We start from the raw sequence: 13,797 nt of genomic DNA, 5'->3' as shown, positions 1-13,797 counted from the left end.
CGGCTAGACCGGGCCGGTCATGTCCGCGCCCAAGGTCCTGTTCGTCACCTCCAACCGCATCGGCGACTGCGTCATCTCCTCGGGCGTCATCCGTGAGATCGGGCGGCAGCTGCCCGGCGCGGAGATCACCGTCGCCTGCGGCCGCCCGCCCTCGCCCCTGTTCCGCGCGGCGCCGGGGGTGGTCGAGGTGATCCCCCTGGACAAGAAGCCCCTGTCGGGACACTGGGTCGAGCTCTGGAAGCGGGCGCGGGGCACCCGCTGGGATCTGGTGATCGACGTGCGCGGCTCGGGCCTGGCCTGGGCGCTGAACGCGAAGCGCCGCGTGGTCTATTCCCGAAAGCTGGAGACCGGCCGCCGCAAGGTCGAGACGGCGACGGCCATGATGGGCGCGGCCGCGCCGCTGCACCCCGAGATCTTTCTGGACGACCGCGCCCGCGCCGAGGCGGCGGCGGTGATCGACCCGCAACTGGCGGGCGGCGCGGGGCCGGGGCCGATCCTGGCGCTGGCGCCCATAGCCCATCAGCCGGGCAAGAGCTGGCCGGCGGAGCGCTGGGGCGCCCTGGTCGAGAAGCTGAAGGTCGAGCCGCGCTTCGACGGCTGGCGCTTCATGCCCGTCGGCGGGCCCGGAGACCGGCCGCCGGCGACCCCTGCGCTGGAGGCGGCGGGACCGCGCGGCATCGACTTCGTCGGCAAGGGCGACATCCTGGCCTCGGCCGCCGCCATCGACCGCGCCGCCCTGTTCGTCGGCAACGATTCCGGCCTGATGCACGTCTCGGCCGCGGCGGGCCGCCCGACGCTGGGCCTGTTCGGACCGACCGAATGGTGGCTGTACGGCCCGTGGGGTCCCCGCACGCGCACCGTGGCCTCGAACGAGGTCCGCGGCCAGTTCGCGCCGATCGAGGACCTCACCGTGGACCGTGTCCTTTCGGCCGTGATCGAGCTCCACGACGCTTTCCCGCGCGCCTGAATCCGGGCCCGCCTTGAAGAAAAGGCCGCGCGACGGCATATTGGACGGGCGGAGAGGGACCGCAGGCGCACGCGCGCCCGCCGCTCACCGCGATTGAACAGACAAGGAACCGACGCCCATTCGTAGACCGATGCAAGCGCCGCCCGTGAAGGACGGCCCCCCGATGAACCAGGACATCCGCGCGCCGCGGGTGCTTCTGATCGACCAGAACGGCGAGAAGCAGGGCGTCATGCCCCTGTCGGCCGCGCTGGAGGCCGCCGAGGAGGCGGGCCTGGACCTGGTTCAGATCGTGTCGACGTCCGAGCCGCCGGTCTGCAAGATCCTCGACTACGGCAAATTCCGCTTCGAGGAGCAGAAGAAGAAGGCCGCCGCCCGCAAGAAGCAGAAGGTCGTCGAACTGAAGGAGATCAAGCTCCGGCCCAACATCGACACCCACGACTACGACGTGAAGGCCAAGGCCATGACGCGCTTCTTCGAGGAGGGCGACAAGGTCAAGGTGACCCTGCGCTTCCGCGGCCGCGAGATGGCCCACCCCGAACTGGGCATGAAGCTGCTCAACAAGGTGCAGGCCGACTTCGAGGAAGTCGCCAAGGTCGAGTACGCCCCCCGCATGGAGGGCCGCCAGATGATCATGATCCTGGCGCCGAAGTAGGCCCTCGCGATCACCGGACCCACGACGCCCCGCCCGCCCGGCGGGGCGTTTTCGCGAGTCCCATTGCGTTCGGCGGCCGCTTCTTCTAAAAGCCGCGCCTTCGCGTACCGGACCGCCGGGCGAACAGGCATGCCTGGGCGGTCCTAAATCAAGGTCGTCGTCCCGTCGGGCTCAAGTGGCCGACAGGCGATGGCCTCTCAAAATGAGAGAGTGAAAATGCCGAAGCTGAAGACGAAGTCGGGCGCCAAGAAGCGCTTCAAATTCACCGCGTCGGGCAAGGTGAAGGCAGGGGTCGCCGGCAAGCGCCACCGCCTGATCAGCCACAACTCGAAGTACATCCGTCAGAACCGCGGCACCGCGGTGATGTCGGACGCCGACGCCAGGAAGATCAAGACCTACATGCCGTACGCCTGACCGGCGCGCGCAAGGACTGATCCTCAACCCTGAATTTGAACACACGCCCCTCAAGCAGTGAGCCGCCGCGCGGCGAACGGTAGGGGCCCTTCTCGAAGAGAAACATCATGGCTCGCGTCACCCGGGGCGTCACGTCCCACGCCAAGCACAAGAAGGTCCTGAAGCAGGCCAAGGGCTTCTACGGCCGCCGCAAGAACACCATCCGCGCCGCCAAGGCGGCCGTGGACCGCGCCGGGCAATACGCCTATCGCGACCGCCGCAACAAGAAGCGCTCGTTCCGCGCCCTGTGGATCCAGCGCATCAACGCCGCCGCCCGCCTGCACGACATGACCTATTCCCAGTTCATGCACGGCCTGTCGCTGGCCGGCATCGAGATGGACCGCAAGGTCATGGCCGCGATCGCCGCGGACGACGCCGGCTTCGCCGCCATCGCCGGCAAGGTCCGCGAAGCGCTGGACAAGAAGGCCGCGGCCTAAGGCATTCCGGACACGGAAACCGCAAAAGCCCCCCGGCCCGCGCCGGGGGGCTTTTCGCATTGCGCGCCCCGGTTGAGATTGCCCGGGACTGTGGAATAACGGGCGAAGTTCGGGGGGTGCGTCATGCGTTCAGTCTTTCGGCTCGGCCTTGCGGCCATGATCGCCGCCCTGGCCCCCGCGGTCTGCGTCGCCCAAGCCCCGCCGCCCACCGGGAGCAAGCCGCCCCTGTCGGCCTACGGCGCCTTGCCGGCGGTCGAACTGGTCGCCCTGTCGCCGACCGGGCGTCGTCTGGCGTTCGTGGGCGTCTCGGGCGAGACGCGCGTGCTGTCCGTGGTCGACATGGACGACCGGACGGTGGTCGGTCGGGCCGGAATCGGCGAGGTGAAGGTGCGCGACGTCCAGTGGATCGACGAGGAGCAGGTGCTGGTCACCGTGTCCTCGACCGAGTTCCTGCCGGACCTCGGACTGGTGAAGGAGGAGCTGTTCTTCGCTCGGGTCTTCGAACCCGCCGCCGAGCGGGTCACGCCGATGCTGGCGCGGGACCCCGACATGTTCCCTGCGCTGATGGGCCCCGCCGAGGTGGTCGGGACGGACGGGGCTACGCTGCTCGTCCGCGCCCACTCGTTCACCTCGGGAATCGACCTGTACCGCGTCGATCCGCAAAGCGGCCGCGCCCGGCTCGCCGAGCGCATGGGCCGCGAGGTCGACGATTATCTGCTCGGCGTCGACGGGCGCGCCGTCGCCCGCTCGGAGTACGACCAGCGCACGAAGGTCTGGAGCCTGCATTTGCGCGAGGGGAACGGGTACCGCGAAGTCTGGCGGACCGAGGCGCCGGTCGACCTGCCGGGACTGGTCGGGCTGGGCCTCGAGGGCGAGAGCGTGATCGTGGTCGCCGATCGCCCGGATCTGGATCGTGGCGGGCGCACGCCGACCCGGTTCTTCGACGTCGACATGAAATCGGGCGAGTGGCGACCGCTGCGGTTCGAGTTCGACCCGACCGGGATGCTGTTTCACCCCGCGACGCGGCGGCTGATCGGCGTGAGGCGGGTCGAGGAGGACGGAATGCGCTATGCCTTCTTCGACGACGCGGCGCTGGTGCTGTGGGACGCCGTGGAGAAGGCGCTGCCCGGCCGGGCGCCGGAACTGGTCGGCTGGAGCGACGACCTGACGAGCGCGGTGGCGTTCACCAGCGGGACGGGAGATTCCGGATCGTACCACTTCGTCGATCTGGAACTCGGAGCCTTCACCGACGTGGGCGCCGCCTATCCCGACATCGAACCCGCCCATGTGGCCCAGATCATGCCGCTGTCCTATCGTGCGGCGGACGGACTGGAGATCAACGGCTATCTGACGCTGCCGTCGGGCAAGGAGCCGCAGGGCCTGCCGCTGGTGGTTCTGGCCCACGGGGGACCCGCCGCGCGGGACACCGCCGGGTTCGACTGGTGGGGACAGGCGCTGGCGGCGGAAGGCTACGCCGTCCTGCAGGCCAACTTCCGCGGATCGACCGGTTACGGCCAAGCCTTCATGGAGGCCGGGTACGGCGAGTGGGGCCGCAAGATGCAGACCGACCTCTCCGACGGGGTCCGCCATCTGGCCGGCGCGGGCGTGATCGATCCGTCGCGCGTCTGCATCGTCGGGGCCAGCTATGGAGGATATGCGGCGATGGCGGGCCCGACGCTGGACCGCGGGGTCTACAGATGCGCCGTCGCCGTGGCCGGCGTCTCCGACCTGCGGCGGATGGTGGATCACGAGGCCGCGATGGGATCGCGCCGCGACAACGACACGGTCCGTTACTGGAGCCGCTTCATGGGCGCGGAACGCCTGGGCGATCGTTCGCTGGACGAGAGGTCTCCGGCGAGGCTCGCTGAGCAGGCCGACGCGCCCATCCTGTTGATCCACGGCCGGGACGACACCGTCGTGCCGATCTTCCAGAGCCGGGCGATGGCGGAGGCTCTGCGACGCGCGGGCAAGCCTCATGAGCTGATCGAGCTCGCCGGCGAGGACCACTGGCTGTCGAACACCGGGACGCGCCGGCGCGTGCTGGCCGAGACGGTCCGGTTTCTGGGTGAGCACAATCCCGTCGACTGAGCGGGCGACGACGCCCGCGACGCGGCGCCGGGGATGACGAACCGCCTCGCGGCCGCTACAGGCTGCGCGACATGACCGACCTGAACCAGCTCGAACTTGATCTGATCAACGCGATCGGCGCGGCGGAGACCGCGGCCGAGGTCGAGGAGCTGCGCGTCGCCGCCCTCGGCAAGTCGGGCACGATCTCGGGCCTGCTGAAGGGCATGGGGGCGATGAGCCCGGAGGAGCGGCGCGAGAAGGGGCCGGTCATCAACGGTCTGCGCGACCGCGTGCAGTCGGCCCTGGGCGCCCGCAAGGCCGAGCTGGAGGCCGCCGAGCTGGAGTCCCGGCTGCAGGCCGAGCGCGTCGACCTGTCGTTGCCGGCGCGGCCGCGCCGCAAGGGCGGGGTCCACCCCACCATGCAGGTGATGGAGGAGATGATCTCCCTGTTCGCCGACATGGGCTTCGCCGTGGCCGAGGGGCCGGACGTCGAGGACGACTTCCACAACTTCACGGCCCTGAACTTCCCGCCCAAGCATCCGGCGCGGGAGATGCACGACACCTTCTTCCTGAAACCCGACCCGCAGACGGGCGAGCGCAAGGTGCTGCGCACCCACACCAGCCCGGTGCAGGTGCGGACGATGATGAGCCAGACGCCGCCGATCCGCATCGTCGCGCCGGGCCGCACCTTCCGGAAGGACTCGGACGCCACCCACACGCCCATGTTCCATCAGGTCGAGGGCCTGGTGATCGACAAGGGCGTCCACATGGGCCACCTGAAGTGGACGCTGGAGACCTTCGTCGCCCGCTTCTTCGAGCTGGACGGCATCCAGGCCCGCTTTCGCCCGCACCACTTCCCCTTCACAGAGCCCTCGGCCGAGATGGACATCCGATGCGACCGCTCCGGCGGCACGCTGAAGCTGAACGAGGGCGACGACTGGATGGAGATCCTGGGCTGCGGGATGGTGCATCCCAACGTCCTGCGCGCCTGCGGTCTGGACCCCGAGGAATGGCAGGGCTTCGCCTTCGGCATGGGCGTGGACCGCCTGGCCATGCTGAAGTACGGCATCCCGGACCTGCGCCCCATGTTCGACGCCGACGTGCGCTGGCTGGCGCACTATGGCTTCTCGCCGTTCGCGGCGCCGTCCTCGGCCGGAGGCCTGTCATGACCGAACCGACCCTGCTGCAGACCCCCGCGGCGCGCGAGATGGACCCCCGGGCCCGGGAATTCCGGGGCGGACGGTTCGCCCTGTCCGACCTCTACCGGGCCCTGACGCAGGCGGGCGGCGGCGGCGTGATCGAGGGGCGGACCTTCGTGGACTGCGTGATCGACGGCCCCGCCCTGGTCCTCGTGCTGGACGGCACGACGTTCGACGGCGTCGACTTCGGCCCGTGCGACGGCGACGTGCGCGGCATGTTGTTCCGGTCGCTGAACGGGACCATGGCGGTCGGATCGATCCCCGTGCGGGACTGCACCTTCCGAAACTGCCGCTTCCACAACCTGGGCTTCACCGGAAACGAGACCCTGCTCCAGACGCTGGCCGACCAGGTCCGGCCGGACTGACGCACGCGAGAAAGACCGAGATCATGACCGACAAGACCCAGGCCGCCTTCTCCCCGGACGAGGCCTACGGCCGCGAACTGGTGGCCCGCACCGCCTTCGAGAAGGAGGCCGTCTGGCTGCCCCTGCTGGCGGTGCACCACTGGAACGCCGGCGAGATGGCGATCAGGGGCAAGACCTTCACGGACTGCGTCATCGAGGGGCCGGCGGTCATGGCGGTGATGACGGGCACGACGTTCGACGGCTGCGCCATGGGCACGACCAGCGACATGAACAACCTGCTCTACAAGCCGCAGGGCCAGAAGCTGGCCGGCGTGGTCGGCGTGGCTGACTGCAAGTTCGTGCGCTGCCGATTCGTTCAGGTCGGCTTCACCGGTTCCGACGAACTGCTGGAAGACCTGCGCGGCGTGCAGTCGCTGTCGCAGACGGAGCCGCAGGCGTGAAATTCACCCTGTCCTGGTTGAAGGACCATCTCGACACGGACGCCGACGTCGCCACCGTGGCGGAGGCCATGACGCGCGCGGGTCTTGAGGTCGAGGAGGTCCATGACCCGATCGCGGCGCTGGCGCCGTTCACGGCCGCGCGCATCGTCTCGGCCGAACGCCACCCCCAGGCCGACCGGCTGCAGGTCTGTCAGGTCGAGACCGTCGACGGCATGAAGGAGATCGTCTGCGGCGCGCCCAACGCGCGCGCGGGCCTGACGACCATCTATGCGCCGATCGGCGCCTTCGTGCCCGGCCTGGGCGTGACCCTGGTCGAGAAGCCCGTCCGGGGCGTGGTCTCGCACGGCATGCTGTGCTCCGCCGCCGAGCTGGAACTGGCCGACGAGAGCGACGGCATCCTGGAACTGGCCGACGACGTCCGCGTCGGCGAACCGGCCGCCGGCGTCTTCGGCGCGGAACCGGTCATCGATTTCGAGGTGACGCCCAACCGCCCGGACTGGCTGGGCGTGGCCGGGATCGCCCGCGATCTGGCCGCCGCCGGACTGGGCACGTTGAAGACGCCGGAGATCGTTCCGGTCCCCGGGACCTTCGACAATCCGGTGACGGTGCGGCTGGACGCGCCGCAGCTGTGCCCCGCCTTCGCCGGACGCGTCATCCGCGGCGTGACCAACGGGCCCTCTCCGGAGTGGTTGAAGCGGCGACTGACGGCGATCGGCCTGCGCTCGATCAACCGTCTGGTCGACGTCACCAACCTGATCTCCTACGACCGCGCGCGACCGCTGCACGTCTATGACATGGCCAAGCTGGTCGGGTCGGAGATCGTGGTTCGCGGCGGTCAGGTCGCCCGCGACACGGGCGAGCCGGAACATCTGATCGCCCTGGACGGCAAGACCTATGCGGTCGGCCCCCATCATTGCGTCATCTCGGACGCGGCGGGCGAGCGCCCCATCGGTCTGGGCGGCGTCATGGGCGGCGAGAGCACCGGGTGCGACGACGCCACCACGGACGTCTTTCTGGAGAGCGCCTGGTTCGACCCTCTGGCGACGGCGCAGACCGGTCGCGACCTGTCGATCGCGTCGGACGCCCAGTACCGCTTCGCCCGCGGCGTGGACACGGCCTCGCTCGTGCCGGGCGTCGAGCTGGCGACGCGGCTGATCCTCGACCTGTGCGGCGGCGAGGCGTCGGCGACGACCCTGTCCGGTCAAGCCCCCGCCGCGCCCCTCCCCTTCGCCTTCGACCCTGCGCGTGTCGCGGCCCTGACGGGGCTGGAGGTCGGGGAGGACAGGATCGCCGAGATCCTGACCGACCTGGGCTTCGGCGTCGCCCGCGGCTCGCCGTGGTCGGTCACGCCGCCTACGTGGCGACGCGACGTGGAAGGCCCGGCCGATCTCGTCGAGGAAGTCGCCCGCATCGTCGGCTACGACTCCCTGCCGTCCACGCCCCTGCCCGACCTCGGGGCGCCGCCGCGCGGCGTGCTGAGCCCGCGTCAGGCGCGGATCCGCACGGCCCGTCGGGCCATGGCGGCCCTGGGCTGGTTCGAGGCGGTGACCTGGTCCTTCCTGAAGCAGGACACGGCGCGACTGTTCGGCGGCGGCGACGACCGGCTGCTGCTGGAGAACCCGATCGCCGCCGATCTGGACTGCATGCGGCCCTCGGTCCTGCCGAACCTGATCCAGGCGGCGGCGCGCAACGCCGCGCGCGGCCATGCCGACGTCGCCCTGTTCGAGATCGGCCCGATCTACCTGGGCGACGGACCGACCGACCAGCGCACCGTTCTGGCCGGGGTCATGTCCGACCGCGCCGCGCGGCACTGGTCCGGCAAGGGCGAGGACGCCCTGTTCGCGGTCAAGGGGGACCTGACGGCCGTGCTGGACCGGATGGGCGCGCCCGTCGCCTCGTTGCAGCTGGCGCAGGGCCAGAACCGCGACTGGTGGCACCCCGGCCGCTCGGCGCGGCTGCAGCTGGGGCCGAAGACGATCGTCGCCGAGTTCGGTCAGCTGCATCCGCGCGTGCTGAAGGCGCTGGACGCCGACGGCCCGCTGTACGGCTTCGAGATCGTGCTGGACGCCCTGCCGGAGCCGCGCGGGCAGAAGTCGAAGTCGCGCGGGTCGGCCGATCTGCCCGTGCTCATGCCCCTGACCCGCGATTTCGCCTTCGTGGTCGACGACGGCGTGGCGGCCGGCGATCTGGTGCGGGCCGTGGCCGGCGCGGACAAGGCGCTGATCGCCGAGGTGCGCGTGTTCGACGTCTATCGCGGCGCCGGCGTGCCGGACGGAAAGGCCTCGATCGCCCTGGAGGTGGTGCTTCAGCCGCGCGAGGCGACCCTGTCGGACGCGGACATCGAGGCGCTGACCGGCAAGGTGACGGCGGCGGCGGCCAGGCTGGGCGCGACGCTCAGGGGCTGAAGCCCGTCGGCGGCAAGTTTCCGTTAACTTTGCCGCCGCAAGGCTGACGCATTGGACGGCGAGGCTGCGCCGTCGCTGAATTCGCCGAACGGGGCCCGCTTCGCCATGCATCGTCGTCACCTGATCCAGTCGGGCCTCGCCCTGGGCGCCACCTCCGGGCTGGCCGCCTGCGCCACGCCGAACGCGGCGCCGACGACCAACTATCCGATCGACCGCGACCGTCAGGCCCCGGCCTACACCTCCGAAGAGCTGATCGCGGCGGGATCGCGCGAACTCGGAATCGCGGCCGAAGCCATCGGCGGCGCCATCGAGCGCATCTTCGCCGACCAGGGCGACAGCCCGACGGCCTACATCGCCGGCGAGGAGGGCGCGGGCGCCTTCGGGGTCGGCGCGCGCTACGGCCGCGGCGCCCTGCACATGAAGGACCTCTCGGCCAGCCAGGAGGTGTTCTGGCAGGGCATCTCGATCGGCTGGGACGTGGGCGGAAACGCCAGCCGCGTCTTCACCTTGGTCTACGGCCTGTACTATCCGGACATGATCTACCGTCGCTATCCCGGCGTCGAGGGCTCGGCCTATCTGGTCGGCGGTCTGGGCGTGAACTACCAGCAGGCCGACGGCATCATCCTGGCCCCCATCCGCACTGGCGTCGGCCTGCGTCTGGGCGCCAACGTCGGCACCATGGCCTACAGCCGTCAGCGGAACCTGCTGCCTTTTTAGGTTGGCCCTACCGCTCGCGCCGCGGGCGCTCGCTGCTTGAAGGGCGCCGCGCTATGCGCGGGATTCGGCGCTCAGCACCGCCTCCAGCCCTTCCCGGTAGCCGGGATACAGCGGGCGCCAGCCCAGCTCGGCCTTGGCGCGGGCGTTCGAGAGACGTTTGGAGTCGCGGTAGAAGCGGCGCATCTCGTCGGACACCTCGGGATCGGTCCAGTCGACCTCGGGCGGCGGCGGCAGGCCGAGACGGGCGGCGGCCCAGTCGACGACCTCGTCGGCCGGCGACGGTTCGTCGTCGCACAGGGTGTAGACGCCGCCGGGCCGCGGCCGCGCCATGGAGGCCAGGAAGCCCCGCGCGGCGTCCTCCTCGTGAATGCGGTTGAAGACCTGACCGGGCTTGCGCACGCGCCGGGCCGTGCCGGCGCGCAGCCGGTCGAACGGCGAGCGGCCGGGACCGTAAAGGGCCGGCAGGCGGAAGATCTGCACGGTCAGGCCCAGCCCCTGGGCGATCTCCAGCCAGGCCCGTTCGGCCCGCACCCGGCGGGCCCCTTCCAGCGTGGCCGCGTGCAGGGGGTCGTCCTCGAAGGCCCAGCCGCCGTCGCGGTCGCCATAGACGGCCGTGGACGAGACATAGCCGATCCAGTCGGGCCAGACGTCGCCGCCCAGACACGGCTCCAGCGCCCGCAGGCCCGGACAGCCGTCGACGTCCGGCGGGGCGGTGACCAGCAGGGCAGAGCAATTCGCGACGGCCCGCGCCAGCGCCTCGGGGGCGGCCGGGTCCACGGCGTCGATCCCTTCCGCCTCCAGCGCCGCGCGGCGGTCGGGCTCGCGCGAGGTGGCCGCGGCCGTCCCGCCGGCCGCGCGGACCAGCCGGGCCGTCGCCCGGCCCAGCCGTCCGCCGCCGAACACCAGCAGGCGCGTCGGCTCTCCTGTCGCCATCAGGCGCGGCGGACGGCGCGCGCGGGCGGAACCGGCGCCTTGCCCTCGGCGAGGGCCAGCTCGCGTTTGGCGTTCCACGCCGAGACGCAGGGGATCTTGGTCATGTCGACCCGGTCGGCCCAGCGGCGCGCCACGTCCGTGACCTCGTCCATCAGGCCCTGGGCCAGGGTGATCGGCTTCAGACCCAGGTCGCGGAACTGGTCGTTGGCCACGACCAGCTCGTTCTCGTCGGCCTCCTGCCGCGGATTGGCGACGTTGTGCACCTCGGCGCCGGTCATCTGCGCGATCATGGCGGCCAGATCCCGGACGCGACGGCTCTCGGTCATCTGGTTCAGGATCTTCACGCGGTCGCCCGCCTTCGGCGGATTGTTCAGCGCCAGTTCGACGCACCGCACCGTGTCCTGGATGTGGATGAAGGCCCGGGTCTGACCGCCCGACCCGTGCACGGTCAGCGGATGCCCCACCGCCGCCTGCATCAGGAACCGGTTCAACACGGTGCCGTAGTCGCCGTCGTAGTCGAAGCGGTTGATCAGCCGTTCGTCCCGGCGCGTCTCTTCCGTCTGGGTGCCCCAGACGATGCCCTGGTGCAGGTCGGTGATCCGCAGTCCGTCGTTCTTGGCGTAGAACTGGAACAGCAGGGCGTCCTGCGTCTTGGTCATGTGATAGATGCTGCCCGGGTTCGGCGGGAACAGGATCTCCTGCTGGGTCGGGCCGAAGTCGGTGTCGACCGTGACGGTCAGATAGCCCTCCGGGATGCGCAGGCCGGCGGTGGTGTAGCCGTAGACGCCCATGGTGCCCAGGTGCGCGAGATGCACGTCGCGGCCGCTCTCGACGATGGCGGCCAGCAGGTGATTGGTGGCGTTCAGGTTGTTGTCGACGGTGTAGAGCTTGTGCCGCGCCGACTTCATCGAATAGGGCGCGGCCCGCTGCTCGGCGAAATGCACGACGCTGTCGGGCGCCCAGTCGCGGATCAGGGCCACCAGACCGTCGAAGTCCTTGCCGACCGTGAGGTCGACGAAGCCGATCTCGCGGCCGGAGATTTCCTTCCAGGCGGCGATCCGGTCGAGGATCGGGCGGATCGGGGTCAGGGACTGGACCTCCAGTTCCTGGTCGATGGCGCGCCGGCTCAGGTTGTCGACGATGGCGACGTCCCATCCGCGCGCCGACAGGTGCAGCGCCGTGGGCCAGCCGCAGAAGCCGTCGCCGCCCAGAACCAGAACCTTCATGGTCGCTCCTCGATTCAGTCGGACCTGCCTAGAGCATGCGGCCGGTCGGTCAAGCGGACTTGCCGGGCGGGCGAAGGGGGCGCACGCTCGGCGTCAAAGGAACGGCCAGGCTTCGATCCCGTTTCCTCGAAACAGACATGGAGAGACGCACATGACCGCCCTCGCCCTCCGCGGCCTCGCCGCCGCCGCCCTCTTCGCCGTCGCGGCCTGCGCGGGCGGCTCCGGGATGAACGAAAGCTATTCCAGCGAACTGAACCGCCTGACCGAGGATTGTCGCGCGCGAGGCGGCATCCTGACGCCCAATGACCTGACCGCCAGCGGCGCCAGCGTCTCGGGCGCCCCGGAACGCGACTTCGTCTGCAAGATCAACGGCGAGCCCTCCAGCCGCACGCGCTGACCCCGACCTCCGGAGGAAAATGGCGCACCCGACACGATTCGAACGTGTGACCTTTGCCTTCGGAGGGCAACGCTCTATCCAGCTGAGCTACGGGTGCTTGGGCCGGCGGCCTTCCTAGGGGAAACCGGAGCGGAAGGGAAGCGCGCTTCCCCCCGGCCCGATACGGCTCTAGCGTGCGGGCCGAAAACGTCTTCGCGGAGTGCCCCATGCGCGTGCTGATCCTGTCGACCCTCGCCCTCATCGCGGCCTCCTGCGCGCCCGCGCCCGGCGCCGTCAGCCCGGTCGGCGACGACCTGAACGCGATCGCCGAGGACTACGTCCGGCTGATCCTCGACGTGGGCGAGATCGAGGAAGGCTACGTGGACGCCTACTACGGCCCGGCCGAGTGGCAGGCCGAGGCGAAGGCCGTAAAGGAGACGCCGGCCGAACTGAAGGTGCGTGCCGAGGACCTGACGCGGCGCCTGGAGGCGGTCGACGTGCCCGCCTCGGCGCCGGCGGAGGTGGGACGCCGCAAGGCCTATCTGCTGGCCCACGTTTCTGCCGCCCACGCCCGCCTGCGCATGATCGAGGGCGAGAAGTTCAGCTTCGCCGACGAGGCCGAGGCCCTGTTCGGCGTGCGGCCGGAGACGCGGCCGCTGTCGAGCTTCGATCCGGTGCTGGCGCGGCTGGACGCCCTGCTGCCGGGCGAGGGCTCGATCAACGAGCGGCTGGCCGCCTTCCGCGTCGGCGCCGCCGTGCCGCGCGACAGACAGGAGGCGGTGATGCGCGCCGCCATCGACGAGTGCAAGGCGCGCACCGAGCAGCACATCGATCTGCCGGAAAACGAGACCTTCACCCTGGAGTTCGTCACCGACAAGCCGTGGAGCGGCTACAACTGGTATCAGGGCAATTCGCAGAGCCTGATCCAGATCAACGTCGACCAGCCGATCTCGATCGAGCGGGCGGTCGATCTGGGCTGCCACGAGGGCTATCCCGGCCACCACGTCTACAACATGCTGCTGGAGAAGACCTTCGTCCGCGAGAAGGGCTGGGTCGAGATGAGCGTCTATCCGCTCTACAGCCCGATGAGCCTGATCGCCGAGGGCAGCGCCAACTATGGCATCGACCTGGCCTTCCCCGGCGCCACGCGCGGCGAGTGGGAGCGTCGGGTCCTGTATCCGCTGGCCGGGCTGAACCCCGCCGGGGTGGACGTGCAGGAGGGCATCCTGTCGGTCATGCGCGAGCTGGCCCGGGCGGAATACACCATCGCCGACGACTGGCTGTCGGGCCGCGCCGACCGCGAGACGACGATCCAGAACCTGATGAAGTACGGCCTGCACAGCCGCGCCTCGGCCGAGCGGCGCATCCGCTTCATCGACGCCTATCGCAGCTACATCATCAACTACAGCCTGGGCCGCGACATGGTGCAGGACTGGGTCGAGGCGCAGGGCCCGGACCACTGGGGCACGATGGAGATGCTGCTGGGCAGCCAGATCCTGCCGGTGGATCTGCTCTAGCTCCCAGCGGCGGGGCGTCGCACGCCGGGCGACGGGGCGCAGG

The 13,797-nt window shown here is 70.3% G+C and carries 14 protein-coding genes and 1 tRNA gene; 12 read left to right on the top strand and 3 right to left on the bottom strand.

The features are described 5' to 3' along the window. The first annotated feature begins 19 nt into the window (after positions 1–19). The 10 genes from EFJ44_RS01580 to EFJ44_RS01535 all read left to right on the top strand — a co-directional run bounded on the left by EFJ44_RS01580 (position 20) and on the right by EFJ44_RS01535 (position 9,702). Complete coding sequence (locus EFJ44_RS01580) at positions 20–967, top strand: glycosyltransferase family 9 protein (RefSeq protein WP_125255434.1); 948 nt, start codon at positions 20–22, stop codon at positions 965–967. A 130-nt stretch (positions 968–1,097) separates the two neighbouring features. Beyond that, positions 1,098–1,619: a translation initiation factor IF-3 gene (gene infC, locus EFJ44_RS01575; protein WP_125255433.1), complete on the top strand. Its 522-nt coding sequence runs from the start codon at positions 1,098–1,100 to the stop codon at positions 1,617–1,619. A gap of 216 nt (positions 1,620–1,835) precedes the next feature. Further along, positions 1,836–2,033, top strand: a complete 198-nt coding sequence (gene rpmI, locus EFJ44_RS01570; protein WP_125255432.1) for a 50S ribosomal protein L35 — start codon at positions 1,836–1,838, stop codon at positions 2,031–2,033. A 107-nt stretch (positions 2,034–2,140) separates the two neighbouring features. Next, the gene (gene rplT / locus EFJ44_RS01565; protein WP_125255431.1) at positions 2,141–2,509 is read left to right on the top strand and encodes a 50S ribosomal protein L20; all 369 of its coding nucleotides are present in this window, start codon (positions 2,141–2,143) and stop codon (positions 2,507–2,509) included. A 123-nt stretch (positions 2,510–2,632) separates the two neighbouring features. Then, positions 2,633–4,597, top strand: a complete 1,965-nt coding sequence (locus tag EFJ44_RS01560; RefSeq protein WP_241209637.1) for an alpha/beta hydrolase family protein — start codon at positions 2,633–2,635, stop codon at positions 4,595–4,597. A gap of 71 nt (positions 4,598–4,668) precedes the next feature. Then, a complete protein-coding gene (pheS, locus tag EFJ44_RS01555) occupies positions 4,669–5,745 on the top strand; it encodes a phenylalanine--tRNA ligase subunit alpha (RefSeq protein ID WP_125255430.1) in 1,077 nt (358 codons plus the stop codon). After that, complete coding sequence (locus EFJ44_RS01550; protein WP_125255429.1) at positions 5,742–6,140, top strand: hypothetical protein; 399 nt, start codon at positions 5,742–5,744, stop codon at positions 6,138–6,140. The genes pheS and EFJ44_RS01550 overlap by 4 nt, the downstream gene beginning before the upstream one ends. A gap of 23 nt (positions 6,141–6,163) precedes the next feature. After that, complete coding sequence (locus tag EFJ44_RS01545) at positions 6,164–6,580, top strand: hypothetical protein (RefSeq protein ID WP_125255428.1); 417 nt, start codon at positions 6,164–6,166, stop codon at positions 6,578–6,580. Beyond that, entirely contained in the window at positions 6,577–8,985 is a 2,409-nt protein-coding gene (gene pheT / locus EFJ44_RS01540; protein ID WP_125255427.1) for a phenylalanine--tRNA ligase subunit beta, read from the top strand. The genes EFJ44_RS01545 and pheT overlap by 4 nt, the downstream gene beginning before the upstream one ends. A 105-nt stretch (positions 8,986–9,090) precedes the next feature. Next, positions 9,091–9,702, top strand: a complete 612-nt coding sequence (locus EFJ44_RS01535; RefSeq protein ID WP_125255426.1) for a DUF1134 domain-containing protein — start codon at positions 9,091–9,093, stop codon at positions 9,700–9,702. Positions 9,703–9,753: 51 nt separating this feature from the next. On the opposite strand, the gene EFJ44_RS01530 is transcribed toward EFJ44_RS01535, so the two are convergent. Further along, positions 9,754–10,635: a Rossmann-fold NAD(P)-binding domain-containing protein gene (locus tag EFJ44_RS01530; RefSeq protein ID WP_125255425.1), complete on the bottom strand. Its 882-nt coding sequence runs from the start codon at positions 10,633–10,635 to the stop codon at positions 9,754–9,756. After that, the gene (locus EFJ44_RS01525; RefSeq protein WP_125255424.1) at positions 10,635–11,861 is read right to left on the bottom strand and encodes an NAD-dependent epimerase/dehydratase family protein; all 1,227 of its coding nucleotides are present in this window, start codon (positions 11,859–11,861) and stop codon (positions 10,635–10,637) included. Before EFJ44_RS01525 ends, EFJ44_RS01530 begins: the two co-directional genes overlap by 1 nt. 151 nt (positions 11,862–12,012) lie before the next feature. Between EFJ44_RS01525 and EFJ44_RS01520 the strand changes: the two genes are divergently transcribed. After that, the gene (locus EFJ44_RS01520) at positions 12,013–12,258 is read left to right on the top strand and encodes a hypothetical protein (RefSeq protein WP_125255423.1); all 246 of its coding nucleotides are present in this window, start codon (positions 12,013–12,015) and stop codon (positions 12,256–12,258) included. Positions 12,259–12,278: 20 nt separating this feature from the next. Here the strand turns inward: EFJ44_RS01520 and EFJ44_RS01515 are convergent. Continuing rightward, positions 12,279–12,355 (bottom strand) — tRNA-Arg (locus EFJ44_RS01515). A 109-nt stretch (positions 12,356–12,464) separates the two neighbouring features. Here EFJ44_RS01515 and EFJ44_RS01510 point away from each other — a divergent pair. Beyond that, positions 12,465–13,754 (top strand): hypothetical protein, encoded by a 1,290-nt coding sequence (locus tag EFJ44_RS01510; RefSeq protein WP_125255422.1) that lies wholly within the window; start codon positions 12,465–12,467, stop codon positions 13,752–13,754. Positions 13,755–13,797 lie beyond the last annotated feature (43 nt).

Origin of the sequence: Brevundimonas fluminis, assembly GCF_003934285.1 — a bacterium.
In the GTDB taxonomy this organism is placed as follows: domain Bacteria; phylum Pseudomonadota; class Alphaproteobacteria; order Caulobacterales; family Caulobacteraceae; genus Brevundimonas; species Brevundimonas fluminis.
This window is presented reverse-complemented; position numbering and strand designations above follow the sequence as displayed.

What these genes read in the sequence shown, in the direction of transcription:
- EFJ44_RS01580 (WP_125255434.1), top strand. Translation starts at nt 20, where the DNA reads ATGTCCGCGCCCAAGGTCCTGTTCGTCACCTCCAACCGCATCGGCGAC.
- infC (WP_125255433.1), top strand. Translation starts at nt 1,098, where the DNA reads ATGCAAGCGCCGCCCGTGAAGGACGGCCCCCCGATGAACCAGGACATC.
- rpmI (WP_125255432.1), top strand. Translation starts at nt 1,836, where the DNA reads ATGCCGAAGCTGAAGACGAAGTCGGGCGCCAAGAAGCGCTTCAAATTC.
- rplT (WP_125255431.1), top strand. Translation starts at nt 2,141, where the DNA reads ATGGCTCGCGTCACCCGGGGCGTCACGTCCCACGCCAAGCACAAGAAG.
- EFJ44_RS01560 (WP_241209637.1), top strand. Translation starts at nt 2,633, where the DNA reads ATGCGTTCAGTCTTTCGGCTCGGCCTTGCGGCCATGATCGCCGCCCTG.
- pheS (WP_125255430.1), top strand. Translation starts at nt 4,669, where the DNA reads ATGACCGACCTGAACCAGCTCGAACTTGATCTGATCAACGCGATCGGC.
- EFJ44_RS01550 (WP_125255429.1), top strand. Translation starts at nt 5,742, where the DNA reads ATGACCGAACCGACCCTGCTGCAGACCCCCGCGGCGCGCGAGATGGAC.
- EFJ44_RS01545 (WP_125255428.1), top strand. Translation starts at nt 6,164, where the DNA reads ATGACCGACAAGACCCAGGCCGCCTTCTCCCCGGACGAGGCCTACGGC.
- EFJ44_RS01535 (WP_125255426.1), top strand. Translation starts at nt 9,091, where the DNA reads ATGCATCGTCGTCACCTGATCCAGTCGGGCCTCGCCCTGGGCGCCACC.
- EFJ44_RS01530 (WP_125255425.1), bottom strand. Translation starts at nt 10,635, where the DNA reads ATGGCGACAGGAGAGCCGACGCGCCTGCTGGTGTTCGGCGGCGGACGG.
- EFJ44_RS01525 (WP_125255424.1), bottom strand. Translation starts at nt 11,861, where the DNA reads ATGAAGGTTCTGGTTCTGGGCGGCGACGGCTTCTGCGGCTGGCCCACG.
- EFJ44_RS01520 (WP_125255423.1), top strand. Translation starts at nt 12,013, where the DNA reads ATGACCGCCCTCGCCCTCCGCGGCCTCGCCGCCGCCGCCCTCTTCGCC.
- EFJ44_RS01510 (WP_125255422.1), top strand. Translation starts at nt 12,465, where the DNA reads ATGCGCGTGCTGATCCTGTCGACCCTCGCCCTCATCGCGGCCTCCTGC.